Source organism: Paraburkholderia sp. IMGN_8 (assembly GCF_038050405.1).
In the GTDB taxonomy this organism is placed as follows: domain Bacteria; phylum Pseudomonadota; class Gammaproteobacteria; order Burkholderiales; family Burkholderiaceae; genus Paraburkholderia.
The window spans coordinates 105,646-123,240 of record NZ_CP150900.1; the positions used below are offsets into that span (position 1 = coordinate 105,646).

The 17,595-nt window shown below is 63.4% G+C and carries 17 protein-coding genes; 16 read left to right on the plus strand and 1 reads right to left on the minus strand.

The window, feature by feature from the left end; all coding sequences use genetic code 11:
* The first annotated feature begins 53 nt into the window (after positions 1 to 53).
* Positions 54 to 356 (plus strand): H-NS histone family protein, encoded by a 303-nt coding sequence (locus WN982_RS00485; RefSeq protein WP_341313919.1) that lies wholly within the window; start codon positions 54 to 56, stop codon positions 354 to 356.
* Positions 357 to 649: 293 nt separating this feature from the next.
* On the opposite strand, the gene WN982_RS00490 is transcribed toward WN982_RS00485, so the two are convergent.
* Positions 650 to 1,714, minus strand: a complete 1,065-nt coding sequence (locus WN982_RS00490; RefSeq protein WP_341313920.1) for a glycosyltransferase family 4 protein — start codon at positions 1,712 to 1,714, stop codon at positions 650 to 652.
* Positions 1,715 to 2,431: 717 nt separating this feature from the next.
* Between WN982_RS00490 and flhD the strand changes: the two genes are divergently transcribed.
* The 15 genes from flhD (at position 2,432) to WN982_RS00565 (ending at position 17,314) form a co-directional block, all read left to right on the plus strand.
* Positions 2,432 to 2,752: a flagellar transcriptional regulator FlhD gene (gene flhD, locus WN982_RS00495; RefSeq protein ID WP_006050893.1), complete on the plus strand. Its 321-nt coding sequence runs from the start codon at positions 2,432 to 2,434 to the stop codon at positions 2,750 to 2,752.
* A 51-nt stretch (positions 2,753 to 2,803) separates the two neighbouring features.
* Positions 2,804 to 3,364, plus strand: a complete 561-nt coding sequence (gene flhC, locus WN982_RS00500) for a flagellar transcriptional regulator FlhC (RefSeq protein WP_341313921.1) — start codon at positions 2,804 to 2,806, stop codon at positions 3,362 to 3,364.
* A 215-nt stretch (positions 3,365 to 3,579) separates the two neighbouring features.
* On the plus strand, positions 3,580 to 4,440 hold the full coding sequence (gene motA / locus WN982_RS00505) for a flagellar motor stator protein MotA (protein ID WP_341313922.1): 861 nt from the start codon (positions 3,580 to 3,582) through the stop codon (positions 4,438 to 4,440).
* A gap of 21 nt (positions 4,441 to 4,461) precedes the next feature.
* A complete protein-coding gene (gene motB / locus WN982_RS00510) occupies positions 4,462 to 5,463 on the plus strand; it encodes a flagellar motor protein MotB (protein WP_341313923.1) in 1,002 nt (333 codons plus the stop codon).
* An 80-nt stretch (positions 5,464 to 5,543) separates the two neighbouring features.
* Positions 5,544 to 5,921, plus strand: coding sequence for a response regulator (locus tag WN982_RS00515; RefSeq protein WP_341313924.1), 378 nt, complete (start codon positions 5,544 to 5,546; stop codon positions 5,919 to 5,921).
* A 98-nt stretch (positions 5,922 to 6,019) separates the two neighbouring features.
* Positions 6,020 to 8,362 (plus strand): chemotaxis protein CheA, encoded by a 2,343-nt coding sequence (gene cheA / locus WN982_RS00520; protein WP_341313925.1) that lies wholly within the window; start codon positions 6,020 to 6,022, stop codon positions 8,360 to 8,362.
* Positions 8,363 to 8,422: 60 nt separating this feature from the next.
* A complete protein-coding gene (gene cheW, locus WN982_RS00525; protein WP_115101679.1) occupies positions 8,423 to 8,959 on the plus strand; it encodes a chemotaxis protein CheW in 537 nt (178 codons plus the stop codon).
* A gap of 43 nt (positions 8,960 to 9,002) precedes the next feature.
* The gene (locus WN982_RS00530) at positions 9,003 to 10,844 is read left to right on the plus strand and encodes a methyl-accepting chemotaxis protein (protein ID WP_341313926.1); all 1,842 of its coding nucleotides are present in this window, start codon (positions 9,003 to 9,005) and stop codon (positions 10,842 to 10,844) included.
* Positions 10,845 to 11,048: 204 nt separating this feature from the next.
* Positions 11,049 to 12,044 carry a CheR family methyltransferase gene (locus WN982_RS00535; protein WP_341313927.1) on the plus strand — a complete coding sequence of 332 codons (996 nt, stop codon included), beginning with the start codon at positions 11,049 to 11,051 and terminating at the stop codon, positions 12,042 to 12,044.
* Positions 12,041 to 12,859 carry a chemoreceptor glutamine deamidase CheD gene (gene cheD, locus WN982_RS00540; RefSeq protein WP_341313928.1) on the plus strand — a complete coding sequence of 273 codons (819 nt, stop codon included), beginning with the start codon at positions 12,041 to 12,043 and terminating at the stop codon, positions 12,857 to 12,859. Before WN982_RS00535 ends, cheD begins: the two co-directional genes overlap by 4 nt.
* Before the next feature lie 5 nt (positions 12,860 to 12,864).
* On the plus strand, positions 12,865 to 13,959 hold the full coding sequence (locus WN982_RS00545; protein WP_341313929.1) for a chemotaxis response regulator protein-glutamate methylesterase: 1,095 nt from the start codon (positions 12,865 to 12,867) through the stop codon (positions 13,957 to 13,959).
* Positions 13,960 to 14,087: 128 nt separating this feature from the next.
* Positions 14,088 to 14,483 carry a chemotaxis response regulator CheY gene (gene cheY, locus WN982_RS00550; protein WP_341313930.1) on the plus strand — a complete coding sequence of 132 codons (396 nt, stop codon included), beginning with the start codon at positions 14,088 to 14,090 and terminating at the stop codon, positions 14,481 to 14,483.
* 1 nt (position 14,484) lies between these two features.
* Positions 14,485 to 15,195 (plus strand): protein phosphatase CheZ, encoded by a 711-nt coding sequence (cheZ, locus tag WN982_RS00555; RefSeq protein WP_341313931.1) that lies wholly within the window; start codon positions 14,485 to 14,487, stop codon positions 15,193 to 15,195.
* Between the two features lie 268 nt (positions 15,196 to 15,463).
* Positions 15,464 to 16,006: a DUF2844 domain-containing protein gene (locus tag WN982_RS00560; RefSeq protein ID WP_341313932.1), complete on the plus strand. Its 543-nt coding sequence runs from the start codon at positions 15,464 to 15,466 to the stop codon at positions 16,004 to 16,006.
* Between the two features lie 15 nt (positions 16,007 to 16,021).
* On the plus strand, positions 16,022 to 17,314 hold the full coding sequence (locus WN982_RS00565) for a DUF3443 domain-containing protein (RefSeq protein ID WP_341313933.1): 1,293 nt from the start codon (positions 16,022 to 16,024) through the stop codon (positions 17,312 to 17,314).
* Positions 17,315 to 17,595: the final 281 nt, after the last annotated feature.

Consider the following 17,595-nt stretch of genomic DNA (forward strand, 5'->3'; position numbering starts at 1 on the left):
ATAATTACAGTTAGTCTGCGTGCCAATGAGTTCTAGAAAAGGGGAGAACCGAGATGTCTCAATATGCGGACCTCAAGGCGCAGATCGCCAAATTGCAGGCACAAGCAGAAGAAGCCCGGCGCACGGAAATCGACAATGTAGTCGCCGACATCCGCCAAAAGATCGCTGAATACGGTCTAACCGCGCAAGACCTCGGCTTCGCAGTCGCTGCCAAGCGCGGACGCCCGCCCAAGAAGGCACCGTTGCCGGCCAAGTATCAGGATCCGAAGTCGGGCAATACATGGAGCGGGCGCGGCAAGCCGCCTAAGTGGATTGCCGGCAAAAATCGCGAGCGCTTTCTGATCGGTGCGGTTTGAACGGGGCACGGGGCGTATCGAAAGCCAATTGAAGGATTATTGGTGCTCGATCGTTTATTCGCTTCGCGGTAATTCTGACATGGAAGCGCATCCACACGGGCATTAAAAAAGCCGCCCTCGAAGGCGGCTTTTTCTTAGAAGAAGCGGGGTTAACTCTGACATACCCGCTCGCGCAAACGATTCACATGACAATTTTGTTCGTGATTGGCGTGGGAATCGCGCAATCGGAAAGCGGCGCAAGCGGACGTAAGCGGCTGAGTGCAAAAAGAGCGTCAGCCGCTTTAGCGCGTCGATCAACCTACTGCGACCTGGCGCAGTACCGGACGGCGAGTCGCTTCGATCAGTGCCGAATAGCCGTCGACATAATTCTGCGCCATCGTTTTCGAACTGAAGCGGCGCTCGAACTGCGCCCGAATCTCAGTGCGCGACAGCTCGTCCAGCCGTTGAAGCGCGGCAACCGCGCCTTGCACGTCTTCGACGATATAGCCGGTCACGCCGTGGTCGATCACTTCTGGCACCGAGCCGCGGTTGAACGCGATCACCGGCGTGCCGCAGGCCATCGATTCGATCATCACAAGGCCGAACGGCTCCGACCAGTCGATCGGGAACAGCAACGCCTTGGCGCCCGACAGGAACTCGGGCTTCTGCGCCTCGTTGATCTCGCCGACGAACTCGACGTGCGCCAGCGACAGCAACGGCTCGATTTCCTTCTTGAAGTATTCCTGGTCGACCTTGTCCACCTTGGCGGCGATCTTCAGCGGCAGACCGCTTTGTGCAGCGATCTTGATAGCTGTATCGACGCGCTTCTCAGGACAGATACGGCCGAGGAACGCCAGATATTCCGGCTTCTTGTGCGTTTGCGGCGTCAGCAACTGGTCCGGCAGACCGTGATAAATCGTGTTCAGCCAGTTCGCCTGCGGCAGCGGCGTGCGTTGCGAGTCGGAAATCGACACCACCGGCACATGCGAGAAGGCGTCGAACACCGGCTGAAGCTCCGGCAAGTCCAGACGGCCGTGCAGCGTCGTCACGAATGGCGTGTCCATCGTGGTGAACAGGGGAAACGGCATGTAGTCGAGGTGGAAATGCAGCACGTCGAATTCGTGCGCGACCTTGCGCACCTTTTCCATCATCAGGACATGCGGAGCCAGCGCGTCGCGGATCGTCGGATCGAGGCGCAGCGCTCGCGGCCAGCAGGCGTCGAGGTTGGCGGATGTGACCGAGTCGCCGCTCGCGAACAGCGTAACGTCGTGGCCGAGGTCGACCAGCGCTTCGGTCAGGTACGACACGACGCGTTCGGTGCCGCCGTAAAATTTCGGCGGGACGGCTTCGTACAACGGCGCAATTTGTGCGATTCGCATGCGTTTTCTCCTGTTCACAACGGCTTCGCACAACGGCGCTCGAATGGAGCGAGGAGCGAATGCCGGACGGACGGTTGGGCGCGGTAAGCCGCCGCCCGGGGGTGCTCCGAACCTGTATCGGGTAATCCCTGAGGCTCATTATCGGGGTTGGCCGGGCCAATTCGAGGTATTTTTTCAAACGCTTAATGTTGTTACAGCGCGAAACATGATGCGTTACAGGTAGGCTGGATGGGTGTCCCGATAGTCGTGAAGAAAGACCGGCTGGGTAGCCAAACGCTTTAAACGCTTCGGAAAGCGATGGAAGGACGCCCGGCGGGCTGGACACGGCGCCTGCGTCAGGCGCGTTGCATAGAAGTGAAAACGTCTTATAATTCTTACTCACCATTGCACGGTGCGGATCATGAGCCTTCGGTGGCTCACCGTTCGGCACACATCGTACCGGCCGCAGAAATCTCCCTGGCGCATCGCAACTCGCGAACTACGCGCTTTTTCAACCCGAATATTCCTTTCCGATTGGCCCGTTGTAGGAAAAATTCCTACAACAATGACGGATTAATCCGTCAAACAGGCTGGGTGTCTGTCCGATTTTCGTCCGCTCCCCCTTTCGACACAATGCTCCCAACACCAGAAACGAGCCGATTCGTGCGGTTTAAGTGCGCGCGTTCGAGCAAACGTTTCCGAAACGGCCTGACCAGCCAGATATACCCCGGGGGAATCATGAGCGCGACAAGCGAAATGCTCAATGAGATCAGAGAAGTAAACCTGTCTTATCTCCTGCTCGCGCAGCGTCTGTTGCGCGAAGACAAGCCGATGGGCATGTTCCGCATGGGGATTTCGGACCAGTTAGCCGATGTGCTCGCCAATCTGTCGTTGGCGCAGACCGTCAAGCTGGCGGCGTCCAATCAGGTGTTGTGCCGTTTCCGTTTCGATGACCATGCGGTTCTGTCCGCTCTCGCCGACAAAGGCAAATCCAGCGCCGTGGCTCAGGCGCATTCCGCGATCCTGATGGCTAGCCAGCCGGTCGAACAACTCGGCTGATGGCAGCTTGCATCTCAAATAAAGCAATCAGGACGTGGGAAATGCAAACGGATGGCCTATAAAAGCGTAGTGCTCGAAGTCAGGGAAATCACCCTGGCGATCGAATTGATAGAACTCGGCGCGCGTTTGCAGTTGCTGGAGGCGGAAACCAGCCTTTCGCGCGACCGGCTCATCAAGCTGTACAAGGAGCTGAAGGGGGTTTCGCCACCCAAGGGCATGCTGCCGTTTTCGACCGACTGGTTCATGACCTGGCAGCCGAACTTTCACTCCTCCCTGTTCTACAACATCTACCGTTTCATGGCAGGCCACGGCGGCTGCCTGACGATCCAGTCGATCGTGAAGAGCTACCGGCTCTATCTGGAGCACGTCCACCTGCACGACGACGAACCCGTGCTCAGTCTCACGCGCGCCTGGACGCTGGTGCGCTTTTTCGACTCCGGCATGCTGCAAATGACCGCCTGCTGCCGTTGCGGCGGACACTTTGTCGCGCATGCGCACGATCCGCAGCACGCTTTCGTCTGCGGGCTGTGCCAGCCGCCCTCGCGGGCCGGTAAGACAAAGAAATTCGCCGACGCCCGGGCCCGCGAGAGCCTGGCCGCCCTCGCGGTTTGAGCGGCGCGCCGGCCGCCAACCCGGCGCCAACCCGCGCCCGCAACGCGTATCCCCGTCCGGCCGGCCTCGCAGCCCGATCGCGCGGCGCCCGTCCTGTTTAACGCGCCTGTGGTTTACACCGGGGTGACACGCTGCTTTTCCGTCAAAGTTTTCTGCTCCGTTGCCGTAAACCAGATTAACGACGGTGACCGTCGCTTCTTTGTGAGGGCTCGGCAGTGCTGATTTTCGTGGGAACACTCGTGACGCTGTTGTCTGTCTTCGGCGGTTATGCGCTGGAAGGCGGCCATCTCGGCGCGCTGTTGCAGCCCGTCGAAGTGCTGATGATCGTCGGTGCCGGACTCGGTGCGTTCATTCTCGGCAACGGGATGAAGACCATCAAGGCGACGGTGCGCGTCATTCCAACCCTCTTCAAGGGCGCGAAGTACAACAAGGACGTCTATATGGAGCTGATGGCGCTCCTCTACGTCCTGCTGGCCAAGGCGCGCAAGGAAGGCACGCTGACGCTGGAAGCCGACATCGACGATCCGTCGAAGAGCCCGATTTTCACCCAGTATCCGAAGATCCTCGCCGACAAACACATCATCGAGTTCCTGACCGACTACCTGCGGTTGATGGTGGGCGGCAACATGAACGCTTTCGAGATCGAAAGTCTGATGGACGAGGAGATCGAGACGCATCACCAGGAAGGCGAAGCGCCGGCGCATGCCTTGACCAAGGTCGGCGACGCGATGCCGGCGTTCGGGATCGTCGCCGCGGTGATGGGCGTGGTGCACACCATGGCCTCGGCCGACAAGCCGCCCGCGATTCTCGGCGAGATGATCGCCCAGGCACTGGTCGGCACCTTCCTCGGGATTCTGCTTTCGTACGGGTTGATCGGGCCGCTCGCGAGCGTCGCCGAACAGCGCGTGACCGAATCGACCAAGATGTTCCAGTGCATCAAGGTGACGATTCTCGCGAGTCTGAACGGCTATGCGCCGGCGATCGCCGTCGAATTCGGCCGCAAGGTGCTCTTCTCGACCGAACGCCCGTCGTTCGCCGAGCTGGAAGAGCACGTGCGCCGCGTCAAAGCCAAGTAACGGGCGCCGGGAACCGAATCGATGAGCAAGGACAAAGACCGCGCCATTGTCGTCAAGCGTTCCGCGCCGGCCAAGAAAGGCCATCACGGCGGCGCGTGGAAGCTCGCGTATGCGGATTTCATGACCGCGATGATGGCGTTCTTTCTGCTGATGTGGCTGCTGAGTTCGGCCTCCACCGTGCAGTTGAAGGGCATCGCCGATTACTTCAACCAGCCGTTGAAGATCACGCTGTGGGGCGGCGATCGCAGCGCTGAGGATTCGAGCATTCTGAAGGGCGGCGGCCGCGACATCTCGACCGACGCGCAAGGCGTGACGCGTTCCACCGACGGTTCGGCGAGCCGCGCCGAGCGTACCGCGTCGCATAACAATGAGGAATCGGTCAAGCAGCTGAAGGGCGAACTGGAACGCCGTGAGCAGGTTCGCCTGCACGACCTCCAGGTCAAGCTGATGGCCGCGATCGAAGCGAATCCGGTGCTGCGCCAGTTCAAGCAGCAGATTCGCATCGACTCGACGCTGACCGGCCTGCGCATCGAAATCGTCGACTCGCAGAAGCGGCCGATGTTCGCGACCGCGAGAGACGTGGTTGAACCGTACATGCGCGACATCCTGCGCGAAATCGGCCACACGCTGAACGACGTGCCGAACCGCATCATCGTGCAGGGTCACACCGACGCGGCGCAATACGCGGGTGGCGAGAAGGGCTACAGCAACTGGGAACTGTCCGCGGACCGCGCCAATGCGTCGCGCCGCGAGCTGATCGCCGGAGGCATGGACGAGGCGAAGGTCATGCGCGTGCTCGGCCTCGCGTCGACCCAGAACCTGAACAAGGCGGACCCGATGGATCCGGAAAACCGCCGCATCAGCATCATCGTGCTGAACAGGAAGTCGGAGGAGGCGCTTGACCATGACGACTCCACCACGACCACCTTGTCGGACGACGCAGCCGGCTCGAAGCCGCTGCTGCAAAAGCTTGCGCAACCGGTGACGGTTGCACCGAAGGCGCCGGCAACGGCGGCCAAGTAACAGACAGCGATTGCCGGTGCGCGTTTCCTGCGAGGCGGGAAATGCCCGGCGATCCATAGCGTAAGTGCAGCGAGGTTTTCATGATCAGGCACATTCTGGCAATCGACGATTCGGCATCGATGCGGCAAATCCTCGCCGCAACGCTGACGACGGCCGGCTATGAAGTGACGCTCGCGGCGGACGGCAACGAAGGGCTCGAGAACGCGCTCGCCATGTCGTTCGACCTCGTGCTGACCGACCAGCACATGCCGGGCAGGACCGGCCTCGATCTGATCGCCGCGCTGCGCGGCAACCCGGCCTACCAGGCGACGCCCATCCTCGTCCTCACGACGGAATCGGGCGAGCCGTTCAAGGCGGCGGCGCGCGCTGTGGGTGCGACCGGCTGGATAGAAAAGCCGCTCGACCCCGACATGTTGACCGAACTGGTGGCGGCGTTAGGCGAATCAGACCAGGCATGAGATCCAGATGAGCGCCACCTTTACACAAGTTATAGAAGCTTTCGACGCGGCGGCACGGCAGCCCAAGCCTAGACAGGAACTCTCGCGGTGACCCAGGCATGACACTCGACATCACTCAGTTCTATCAGACGTTCTTCGACGAAGCGGACGAATTGCTCGCGCAGATGGAGCAGTTGCTGCTCAATCTGGATATCGCACACCCGGACCCCGAAGACCTCGCGGCGATTTTCCGCGCGGCGCATTCGATCAAGGGCGGCGCGGCGACGTTCGGTTTTACAGCGCTGACGGAAACGACCCACATTCTCGAATCGCTGCTCGACCGCGCGCGCAATAACGAACTCGTGCTGCGCAAGGACATGATCGACACGTTCCTCGAAACCAAGGACGTGTTGTCGGGCCAGCTCGCCGACTACCGCGCGAGCGCCGAGCCGGACGCGGCGGTCGCCCGCGCGATCTGCGCGAAGCTCGAACAGTTGCACGCGGAGAGCCGTTTCGGCGGCGCGCCGGCGGAGCCGGCTCCGGTTCCGGCAGCAGCAGTTGCAACGGCAGCACCAGCAGTACAAGCAGCACCGGTAGAACCACCGGCAGCAGTACAAGGCGGCACCCCGCCGGAGCACGTCGTCGAACAGGCGGTGCAGGCGGCGGGCGAATGGACTGACGGCGAACCGGCACAGACCGGGCAAGCCGCGGGAGCCGGCGATGCAAACGAAAGCGCCGGCCCCCATCTGAAAATTACGCTACGGGGCGTGGATGAGAAGGACCAGGAACTGCTGGCCGAAGAGCTCGGCAACCTGGGGAACATCGTCGGGCAGGTCAAGAGCGGCGGCGATCTGACGCTGTGGCTCGCGACCGATGTGAGCTCCGACGACATTATCGCCGTGTGCTGTTTCGTGATCGACGAAAGTCAGATCTCGATCAGCCGCGGTGCGGCACCGGCCGACGATACCCAGCAAGGCGAACCTGGAACGCCGGACGCTGAGCATTCGACGCCGGTGCAAGCAGCACAGGTAACACAGGCAGCACAGGCAGCGTACGCAGCACCGGTGGAGCAGACAGCATCGTCGGCACCGGCGGCCGACTCCGCTGCGTCCACTCGCTCCGCCACGCACGGTCTGTTCGACGCGTCGGCGCAACAGCCGAATGCGCCGGCAGCCCACGCACCGGCACCCGCGCCGGCGGCGAATGCGGCCGCACCGGCCGCTCCCGCCGAACAGGACCGCAAGGCGCGTCCGGCCGCGGCGGCAGGCGGCGCGGAAGGCAGCTCGATTCGCGTCGGCGTCGAGAAGGTCGATCAGCTGATCAACCTGGTCGGCGAACTGGTGATCACCCAGGCGATGTTGGCCGAGACCACCAGCACGTTCGATCCGGCATTGCACGACCGCCTCTTCAACGGCATGGCGCAACTCGAGCGCAACGCGCGCGATCTGCAGGAAGCGGTGATGTCGATCCGCATGATGCCGATGGATTACGTGTTCAGCCGCTTCCCGCGCCTGGTGCGCGATCTGGCGGCGAAACTCGGCAAGGAAGTGGAACTCGTCACCTTCGGTCAGGCGACCGAACTCGACAAGAGCCTCATCGAACGGATCATCGATCCGTTGACCCACCTCGTGCGCAACAGTCTCGACCACGGCATCGAAACCGTGGAAGCGCGGCGTGCGGCGGGCAAGGATTCGACCGGCCAGCTGGTGCTGTCGGCCGCGCATCACGGCGGCAACATCGTCATCGAAGTCAGCGACGACGGCGCCGGCTTGCGCCGCGACAAGATTCTCGCGAAGGCCGCCAAACAGGGCATGCAGGTCAGCGAAAGCATGACCGACGAAGAAGTCTGGAACCTGATCTTCCTGCCGGGCTTCTCGACGGCGGAGCAGGTGACGGACGTGTCGGGCCGCGGCGTCGGCATGGACGTGGTGAAGCGCAACATCCAGTCGATGGGTGGTCACGTGGAAATCACCTCGCATGCGGGCAAGGGCAGCACCACACGGATCGTCTTACCGCTCACGCTGGCGATTCTCGACGGCATGTCGGTGAAGGTCGGCAACGAGATCTTCATTCTGCCGCTGAACTTCGTGATGGAGTCGCTGCAACCGCGAGCCGAAGACATCTACACGGTGGCCAACGGCGAGCGCGTGGTGCGCGTGCGCGGTGAATATCTGCCGCTCGTCGCGCTGCACGAAGTGTTCTCGGTCGAAGACGCGAAACGGGAACCGACGCAAGGCATCGTCACCATCATGCAAACCGAAGGGCGCCGCTTCGCGATGCTGATCGACGAGCTGGTCGGCCAGCAGCAGGTGGTCGTGAAGAATCTGGAAACGAACTACCGCAAGGTGCACGGCATTTCCGCCGCAACCATTCTCGGCGACGGCAGTGTCGCGCTGATCGTGGACGTGGCGGCGTTGAACCGCGAGACCCGCAACGCGCATGGCGCGATGAGCCTCGCGTGACGTTCATGACACTCGCAACACTTACTCAATTCATTTCATCCCAACCGTTTGGGGGCTAACGTGGCAGAAGTCCAATCCATCAATTCGAGCGTCGCGAACGCGAGCGGTACGAATGGCCGCCGCGACGCGCAGCAGGCGGACGCCGGCGGTCAGGAATTCCTCGTCTTCACGCTCGGCGCCGAAGAGTACGGCATCGACATCCTCAAGGTGCAGGAAATCCGCGGCTACGACAACGTGACGCGTATCGCCAATGCGCCGGAATTCATCAAAGGCGTGATCAATCTGCGCGGCATCATCGTGCCGATCGTCGACATGCGCATCAAGTTCCATCTGGGCCGCGTCGAGTACGACCACCAGACCGTCGTGATCATTCTGAACGTCGCGCATCGCGTGGTCGGGATGGTGGTGGACGGCGTGTCGGACGTGCTGACGCTCGCCACCGATCAGATCATGCCGGCGCCGGAATTCGGCGCCACGCTGACGACCGAGTACCTCACGGGTCTGGGCACCGTCGACGGCCGCATGCTGATCCTGATGGACATCGAGAAGCTGATGACCAGCCGTGAAATGGCGCTGATCGAAACGCTCGCCGGCTAAGCGGCTGTTGCACGAACGAGAGACTGGAAGAGGGAGCATTGAGATGCTGAGCAGGTGGTCGATTCGCACGTCACTGACGATGGTGGGGATCATTCTGGTTGCGCTGACCGTGGTGGTCGGCGCGCTCGGACTGACGGCGCTGAACGGCGCCAGCCAGTCGCTCGATCGCATTGCGCGCGGCGATCTGGTGGCGATTCACGCGCTCGACGAGGCGTCGGCGTATCTGTTGCGTTCGCGCGTGACGCTGGACCGCTTTATCGCATTGAGCACCGCCGGCGACGCCGAGCAGGCGAAGAAGGCGCTCGATCGTGCGCAGGAGTTGCTCGGCAAGTCGAACGAGAACTGGCAGGCGTTTCTCAACGCACCGAAGAACGGCGTTGACCAGGCGCTGCTCGACGATCTGACGGCGCGCCGCACGACCGTGATGCGAGACGGCGTCGAGCCGGAGTTCGCCGCGTTGCACGCGAACGATCTGGCGGCCTATCACGCGATCGCCGATACGAAAATCAGCCCGATGTTTCTTACGTACGACAACGCCGCGTCCGCCGTCATCAAGGGGCTGCAGCAACACGCGGTGGACCAGCAGGCGAGCGCGCAATCGAACATCTCGCTGATGACGACGCTGATCATCGCCATCACCGTGCTGGCTTTGCTGCTGGTGGTGGGCATCCGCTTCGCGCTGCGCGGCCTGATCGTACAGCCGCTCGCTGACGCAACCGCCTGCTTCGAACGGATCGCTTCGGGCGATCTGTCCGAGACGATCGAAGTGTTCAGCCGCAATGAAATCGGCCGGTTGTTCGGCGGCATCAAGCGGATGCAGGAAAGCTTGTCGACGATGGTGAAGGCGGTTCACAGCAGCACCGAATCGATCGACACCGGCGCGCGCGAAATCGCGATGGGCAACACCGATCTGTCGCAACGCACCGAACAACAAGCCGCTTCGCTGCAGGAAACCGCCTCGAGCATGGAGCAACTGACCGGCACCGTGCGGCAGAACGCCGAGAACGCGCGCCAGGCGAGTCAGTTGGCCGTCAACGCGTCCGATATCGCGACCCGCGGCGGCGACGTGGTGAGCCAGGTCGTGACGACGATGCAGGACATCGCGACCAGTTCGAATAAGGTCGTCGACATCATCGGGGTGATCGAAGGGATTGCGTTCCAAACCAATATTCTTGCGCTGAACGCGGCGGTCGAAGCCGCGCGCGCAGGCGAACAGGGCCGCGGTTTCGCCGTGGTCGCCGGCGAAGTGCGCAGCCTCGCGCAGCGCAGCGCCAGCGCCGCGAAGGAAATCAAGGAGCTGATCGGCGACTCGGTGGACAAGGTGCAAAGCGGTTCGACGCTGGTCGGCCGCGCGGGCACCACGATGGAAGAGATCGTGCAGGCAGTGCGCCGCGTAACCGACATCATGGGCGAAATCAGCGCGGCTTCCGAAGAGCAGTCGGGCGGCATCGAGCAGGTGAATCGCGCGGTCGTGCAGATGGACGAAGTCACACAGCAGAACGCCGCGCTGGTCGAGCAGGCGGCCGCTGCGGCCGCGTCGCTCGAAGATCAGACGCGTCAGTTGCAAGCCGTGGTGAACGGCTGGAAGGTGGCCGGCGGCGGGCAAACGCGTGAAGCAACGCGCAGCGTGACGACGGCCGCGCGTCCGCAAAAGGCGCGCAGCGCAGGCGTGAAGGCGACGCCGGCCGCGAAAGCCTCGCCGCAACCGGCAGCAAACACAGCAACAGGCACCGCGGCAGCGGCTTCGCCCGCCCATGATGCAGGCACCGCACGCGTCGAACCGGCTCTGAAGCCGAAGACGACGCGTGCAACGTCCGAATCCGCAGCACGCCCGGCCGCTGCAAGCGCGGCCACGGCATCGGATGCGGACTGGGAAACGTTCTAGGAAGCAGCAGGCAGACATGCAGTCATTCGGCATCTCGCTCCATGAGGGGCGAATCATCGAAGCACGCTTGGACAGCGTGTCGCAGGCCGACTGCAGGTGGGCAGAACTCGCGGGCGGGCGCGACCCCGCGAACACAATCCCTTGCGCCAAAGGACATCGCTTTGGCGGCAAGCGGAATGGCTCGTATCGCAGGCAGGAACTTTCATGATGGCAACGCGCGCACAGCAACGTCCGCAACCGGCACGTCCGCAACCGGCACGTCCGCAACCGGCACGTCCCGAGCGGGTGGAACCGGCCAGATCCGGCGAACAAGGACGGGATTTCGAATTCACGTCGGCGGATTTCGCTCGTATTCGCGAACTGATTCATCGCAGCGCGGGCATTTCGCTGTCGGATCACAAGCGCGACATGGCGTACAGCCGTCTGGCGCGCCGGCTGCGCGCGCTTGGCCTCGAGACCTTCAAACAGTATCTCGATCTGCTCGAAGCGGAGAACGATCCGGCCGAGTGGGAAGCGTTCACCAATGCGCTGACCACCAACCTGACCGCGTTCTTCCGCGAAGCGCATCACTTTCCGATCCTCGCCGACTTCGTGCCGCGCCGGCCGCAGCCGGTGTCGGTGTGGTGCTCGGCGGCGTCGACCGGCGAAGAGCCGTATTCGATCGCCATGACGCTGATCGAAGCGCTCGGCGACAGCGGCGCGCGCCAGGCGAGCGTACTCGCCACCGACATCGACACGCAGGTGCTGGCAAAAGCCGAAGCCGGCATGTACCAGTTCGACCAGGTGAAGCACCTGTCGCCCGAGCGGCTCAAGCGCTTCTTCCTGAAAGGTACCGGCGCGCACGCCGGGATGGTCAAAGTGCGCCCGGAAGTGCGCGCGATGGTGCGCTTCGAACAACTGAACCTGACCGACCGGGACTATGCGTTGCGCTCGCAGTTCGACGCGATCTTCTGCCGCAACGTGATGATCTATTTCGACAAGCCGACCCAGGCGCAGGTGCTTGCGCGCTTCGAGCCGTTGATGAAATCGGGCGGATTGCTGTTTGCCGGTCACTCGGAAAACTTCACATATGTGACGCAGGCGTTCAAGCTGCGCGGCCAGACTGTTTATGAACTGACGCGCGACGCCACCGGCGCACGCGCGCCGTCTCGCCAGGCGAGCCACTCCAGCAGCACGCCGGCGAGCGGGGTGACGGTATGAGCGCCGCCCTGCCGATCGCCACCAATCTGTATTTCGACAACCACTTCCAACGCCCCGGCGTGAAGCTGTTGCCGAACGAGTTTTATACGACCAACGAAGACATGGTGCTGGTCACCGTCCTCGGGTCCTGCGTCGCGGCCTGCATTCAGGACCGCACGGCGGGCATCGGCGGCATGAACCATTTCATGCTGCCCGACGACGGCGCGGACGTCGCGCAAGCCGCGTCGGATTCGATGCGCTACGGCGCGTACGCGATGGAAGTGCTGATCAACGAGCTGATCAAGGCGGGCGGCCGGCGCGAGCGCTTCGAAGCCAAGGTGTTCGGCGGCGGCGCGGTGTTGGCCGGCATGACGACGATGAACATCGGCGACCGTAATTCGGAATTCGTGCGCCGCTATCTGGCGCTCGAAAAGATCCGCATCGTCGCCGAGGATTTGCAGGGCTCGCACCCGCGCAAAGTCGCTTTCATGCCGCGCACCGGCCAGGTGATGGTGAAGAAGCTGCGTCTGCAGCAGGAAGCCGGTGTGGCCGAGCGTGAACAGGCGCTGGTGCGGCAAAGCCCCGAAGCGCGCGCCGAGCGGCTCGCGGCGGCGCGCAAACGGGTCGAGCTGTTTTCCACGCCGGCCGCTGCAAGGCCGAAGGTCGAATTGTTCGGCTCGAATGCAGGCAGCGGTGCGGGCAACTCGGCAGGCAACGCCGCGGCATCGGCAGGAAGCAGCGCGAGCGCAGGCGTAGCGAAGCCGCGCATCGAACTATTTGGCGTGAGCCCGCGCCCCATTAATCCAAACAACGCCAGAACCGCAGAGGAGGCGTGAGCGCTGTGCAAAAGATCAAAGTACTGTGTGTCGACGATTCGGCGCTGATCCGCAGCCTGATGACGGAAATCATCAATGGCCAGCCGGACATGACCGTGGTGGCGACCGCGCCCGACCCGCTGGTCGCGCGCGATCTCATCAAGCAGCACAACCCGGACGTGCTGACGCTCGACGTCGAAATGCCGCGCATGGACGGCCTCGACTTTCTAGAGAAGCTGATGCGCCTGCGGCCGATGCCGGTCGTGATGGTGTCGTCGCTGACCGAGCGCGGCAACGAAATCACGTTGCGCGCGCTGGAACTGGGCGCGGTCGATTTCGTCACCAAGCCGAAAGTCGGCATTCGCGACGGCATGCTCGACTACTCGGAAAAGCTCGCCGACAAGATTCGCGCCGCAGCCCGCGCACGGGTGCGCCAGGCCGCGCCGGTGCACCCCACGGCTGCACATGCAGCGCATGCGCCCGCCGCCCCAGCCGCCGCGCCGCTCTTCAACAACCCGCTGCTCAGTACCGAGAAGCTGATCATCGTCGGCGCGTCGACGGGCGGCACCGAAGCGATCCGCGAAGTGCTGGTGCCGCTGCCGCCGGATGCGCCTGCCGTGCTGATCGCGCAGCATATGCCGCCGGGTTTCACGAAATCTTTTGCACAACGCCTCAATGGTTTGTGCCGAATTACCGTTAAAGAGGCAGAGCACGGCGAACGCGTGCTGCCGGGGCATGCGTATATCGCGCCCGGCCACGCTCACCTGTTGCTGGCCCGCAGCGGCGCGAACTATATTGCTCACCTGTCGGACGAGCCGCCGGTGAACCGGCATCGTCCGTCGGTCGATGTGCTGTTCCGTTCGGCCGCGCAGCACGCGGGCAAGAACGCGGTTGGGGTGATCCTGACCGGGATGGGCCGCGACGGCGCCGCCGGGCTGCTGGACATGAAAAAAGCGGGGGCGTATACCCTTGCGCAGGACGAAGCGAGCTGCATCGTCTTCGGCATGCCGCGCGAAGCGATCGCGCTGGGCGCCGCCGACGAGATCGCCTCGCTGCCGGAAATGAGCCGGCGCGTGATGGCGCGTCTGTCATCGATGGGCGAACGCGTTCAGCGGGTATGATGCGCGGGCCTGACGGCGAGCGCCAGGCATGGGACCGGAGTAAGCGCTAAAGCGCCAACTCCGGTCGACACGGATCGGAATGAACTGGCGGTCATGCGCCGCATCGTGGATCAAGCAAAGGGAATGAAATGGATAAGGGAATGAAGATTCTGGTAGTTGACGACTTTCCGACGATGCGCCGGATCGTCCGCAACCTGCTCAAAGAGCTGGGCTATAGCAACGTCGACGAGGCGGAAGACGGTCAGGCCGGTCTCGCGCGCTTGCGCAGCGGCACCTACGAGTTCGTGATCTCCGACTGGAACATGCCGAACCTCGACGGTCTGGCCATGCTCAAGGAAATCCGCGCCGACGCCAGCCTCGCGCATCTGCCTGTGCTGATGGTGACGGCCGAATCGAAGAAGGAAAACATCATCGCGGCGGCCCAGGCCGGCGCGAGCGGTTATGTCGTCAAGCCGTTCACGGCCGCGACGCTCGACGAGAAGCTCAACAAGATTCTCGAGAAGATGGCCAAGACCGGGAGCTGATGTGAATCTGCCGACCAACGCGCAAGGGGCCGAAGCGGTCCACGAGAGCGGCGACTTCGCGTCCGACCGCATCCTCGCCCGCATCGGCCAGTTGACACGGACGCTGCGCGACTCGATGCGTGAGCTCGGGCTCGACAAGCATGTCGAGCGCGCGGCGGAAGCCGTACCCGATGCTCGCGACCGTCTGAAGTACATCGCGAACATGACCGAGCAGGCCGCCGAGCGCGTGCTGTCCTCGATCGACATCGCCAAGCCGATCCAGGAGCAGTTGCGCCTGGACGCGGGCGAGCTCGATGCGCGCTGGGAAAAGTGGTACGCCGCGCCGATCGAGCGCGAAGAAGTGCGCGCGCTGATGAACGACACGCGTACCTTCTTGCGCGGCGTGCCGGAGGCTGCTACCGCGACCAACTCGCAGCTGATGGAAATCATGCTGGCGCAGGACTTCCAGGATCTGACCGGCCAGGTCATCAAGAAGATCACGGAGGTCGTGTACCTGATCGAGCAGCAATTGCTCGGCGTGCTGGTCGAGAACATCGCGCTTGAGCGGCGCGAGCAGTTCGCGGCGACCGCGGCGGCGCTGGCGGCCGAGCCGTCGTCGACTGGCAGCCCCGAACACCTGCTGAACGGTCCGCAGATCAATCCGGAAGGCAAAACGGACGTGGTGCAGGACCAGTCGCAGGTCGACGATCTGCTGGCGAGCCTCGGGTTCTAACTCACGGATAGCCCGCCAAAGCGACAGGCCAACCAGTATGCATAGCAAGCCACGCGCCCGCGTTTGCTTGCTGTCTGTCGACACAAACCACAGGCATACTACGACCTCGAGCAGCGGCACGGCTTTCCGGCGCGAAATGGCGCCGGGCGGTGGCACGGCGAGGAACCCTTCCATCGTGCAACCGCGACGGTGCCGTATGATCTGCCTACATGCGGCCGGTTCGCACGACGTGCGGACCGAGCAGCAGTCGCTTGGGAGGAGCTTTGTTATGTCGAGTCGCGTACGCCGCGCCGGGTTGGTTACGGCGCTAGTCTTACCCTGTTCGCTGTTCGCCCTACAGTCCGCTTACGCTGGGCTGGGCGGCACGCCGATGACACCGCCCGCGGATGCGTCGGTTTCTTCCCGCACCGTGCAGCCTGCCGCCAGCGCGGCTTCCGCGGCACAGGGCGTGATGCATTCCGCATCCAGCGCCGCTTCCTCTACGACCGCCTCCGCGTCCTACACCGTGCGTGAAACCACGCTCGGCAACGGCACGGTCGTGCGCGAATACCTGGCGGCGGATGGCTCGGTGTTCGGCATCGCGTGGCGCGGCCCGCAAATGCCGGACCTGAGCGATCTGCTCGGCAGCTACTTTCCGCAGTACGTGGCCGGCGTGAAGGACATCCGTGCAACGCGCGGCGGACGCGGCCCGGTCGCGGTCGATCAGAGCAGCCTTGTGGTCCATTCCGGTGGCCACATGGGTGCGTTCAACGGTCAGGCGTGGTTGCCCCAGGCGCTGCCTGCCGGCGTCAGCGGTTCCGACATCCAGTAAGGGCGAGGACGAACGATGCGAACCATGCAGATTGCGGTAAAGCTCAAGGGTTGGACGCAGGCCGTCGCAGCCGTGGTGCTGGTGTCGGTTCTCGCCGCTTGCGGCGGTGGCGGCGGCGGCAGTTCCAGTTCGAGCTCCAACTCGTCGAGCACGCTGAACGGCGGCTCGCTGCCGGCGAGCCCGACTCAGCAGCCGATCGCCGCGAACGCAGCGAATACGGTGCCGATTACGGTCGGCTTCGGCGTGAAAGGCGTCATCAACATTCCTACGGTCAGCGTGACGGTGTGCGCGCCGGGCTCGACCACCAATTGCCAGACCATCAACAACATCCAGGTCGACACCGGTTCGTTCGGCTTGCGCGTGGTGAGCTCGCAGCTGAACTCGTCCGTGCTTGGCGCGTTGTCTCCCATCACCGTGGCAGGCGGCGCGCAGCTCGCCGAGTGCGCGACTTTCGCCGACGGCTATACGTGGGGCTCGGTGCGTAGCGCAAGCGTGACGATCGGCGGCGAGACGGCGTCGAACATTCCGGTGCAGATCATCGGCGACAAGGCCGCGAGCACGGTGCCGGCGGGCTGCACAGGCGTGGCGGAAAACACGGCCAGCGATCTCGGCGCCAACGGCATTCTCGGCATCGGCACGGCGCCCAACGATTGCGGCGCCACCTGCGCGAACGCGTCGACGGCCACCACCTACAGCAACTACTTCGCCTGCCCGGGCGGCACGTCCTGCACGCGCACCGCGGTGCCGGACGCGCAGCAGGTCGGCAATCCGGTCGCCAACTTCGCCACCGACAACAACGGCGTGATCGTGCAGATGCCGCCGGTGGGGGATACCGGAGCGTCGTCGGCGACCGGCACGCTGGTGTTCGGTATCAACACGCAGTCAAACAATAAGATGGCCGCCGCGCAGACCTTCACCACTAATCGCTCAGGCGATCTGACCAACAGTGTCTTCAACGGCACGACGGTGCAGGCGTTTCTCGACTCGGGCTCGAACGGCTACTTCTTCGCCGACAGTTCGCTGTCGCTGTGCAACAGCCCCTACACGGGCTTTTACTGCCCGTCGTCGGCACAGACGCGCTCGATCAGCCTGGTCGGGCTGAATGGCGCGAAAACGACCGCCAGTATCGGCATCCTGAGCGCGGCCACCCTGTTCGGCAACGGCAGCAACTTCGCGTTCAACGACCTGGCCGGGCAGCTCAGCGGCAGCAGCAGCTTCGACCTCGGCTTGCCGTTCTTCTATGGCCGTTACGTGTACTACGGTATCGATCAGACGCCGGGCGGCCAGGCGCCTTACGTCGCTTTTTGACGCGCATGACTGAAGGGTGACAACCAGCCGGGTACTCGCGCACAAGCGCGCGAGTACCCGCCGCGCGTCTTCCGCCACCGGCAGCCTGCGGGCGGCCCCATCGCTACCGTCCGTCCGCCGGCTACCCTCCGCTGCCGGTCCATCCAAGCCGCTCGCGCGCCTCCAGCAAGCCCGCCCGGGCGGTTTGCCGGCTGTTCCATCCCTCGAAATACCCCCCTTTCTCCGCCCTTATCCGCCGATCGTCGGTTGCGCGCAACGGGAATAATCGCTCTCACTGGAAC

Excerpts from the sequence above, each read along its gene's own strand:
- WN982_RS00530 (WP_341313926.1), top strand. The coding sequence starts at position 9,003 with ATGCTGAGCAGGTGGTCGATTCGCACGTCACTGACGATGGTGGGGATC.
- WN982_RS00485 (WP_341313919.1), top strand. The coding sequence starts at position 54 with ATGTCTCAATATGCGGACCTCAAGGCGCAGATCGCCAAATTGCAGGCA.
- WN982_RS00565 (WP_341313933.1), top strand. The coding sequence starts at position 16,022 with ATGCGAACCATGCAGATTGCGGTAAAGCTCAAGGGTTGGACGCAGGCC.
- cheA (WP_341313925.1), top strand. The coding sequence starts at position 6,020 with ATGACACTCGACATCACTCAGTTCTATCAGACGTTCTTCGACGAAGCG.
- WN982_RS00515 (WP_341313924.1), top strand. The coding sequence starts at position 5,544 with ATGATCAGGCACATTCTGGCAATCGACGATTCGGCATCGATGCGGCAA.
- motB (WP_341313923.1), top strand. The coding sequence starts at position 4,462 with ATGAGCAAGGACAAAGACCGCGCCATTGTCGTCAAGCGTTCCGCGCCG.
- flhD (WP_006050893.1), top strand. The coding sequence starts at position 2,432 with ATGAGCGCGACAAGCGAAATGCTCAATGAGATCAGAGAAGTAAACCTG.
- WN982_RS00490 (WP_341313920.1), bottom strand. The coding sequence starts at position 1,714 with ATGCGAATCGCACAAATTGCGCCGTTGTACGAAGCCGTCCCGCCGAAA.
- cheD (WP_341313928.1), top strand. The coding sequence starts at position 12,041 with ATGAGCGCCGCCCTGCCGATCGCCACCAATCTGTATTTCGACAACCAC.
- WN982_RS00560 (WP_341313932.1), top strand. The coding sequence starts at position 15,464 with ATGTCGAGTCGCGTACGCCGCGCCGGGTTGGTTACGGCGCTAGTCTTA.
- flhC (WP_341313921.1), top strand. The coding sequence starts at position 2,804 with ATGGCCTATAAAAGCGTAGTGCTCGAAGTCAGGGAAATCACCCTGGCG.
- cheY (WP_341313930.1), top strand. The coding sequence starts at position 14,088 with ATGGATAAGGGAATGAAGATTCTGGTAGTTGACGACTTTCCGACGATG.
- WN982_RS00535 (WP_341313927.1), top strand. The coding sequence starts at position 11,049 with ATGATGGCAACGCGCGCACAGCAACGTCCGCAACCGGCACGTCCGCAA.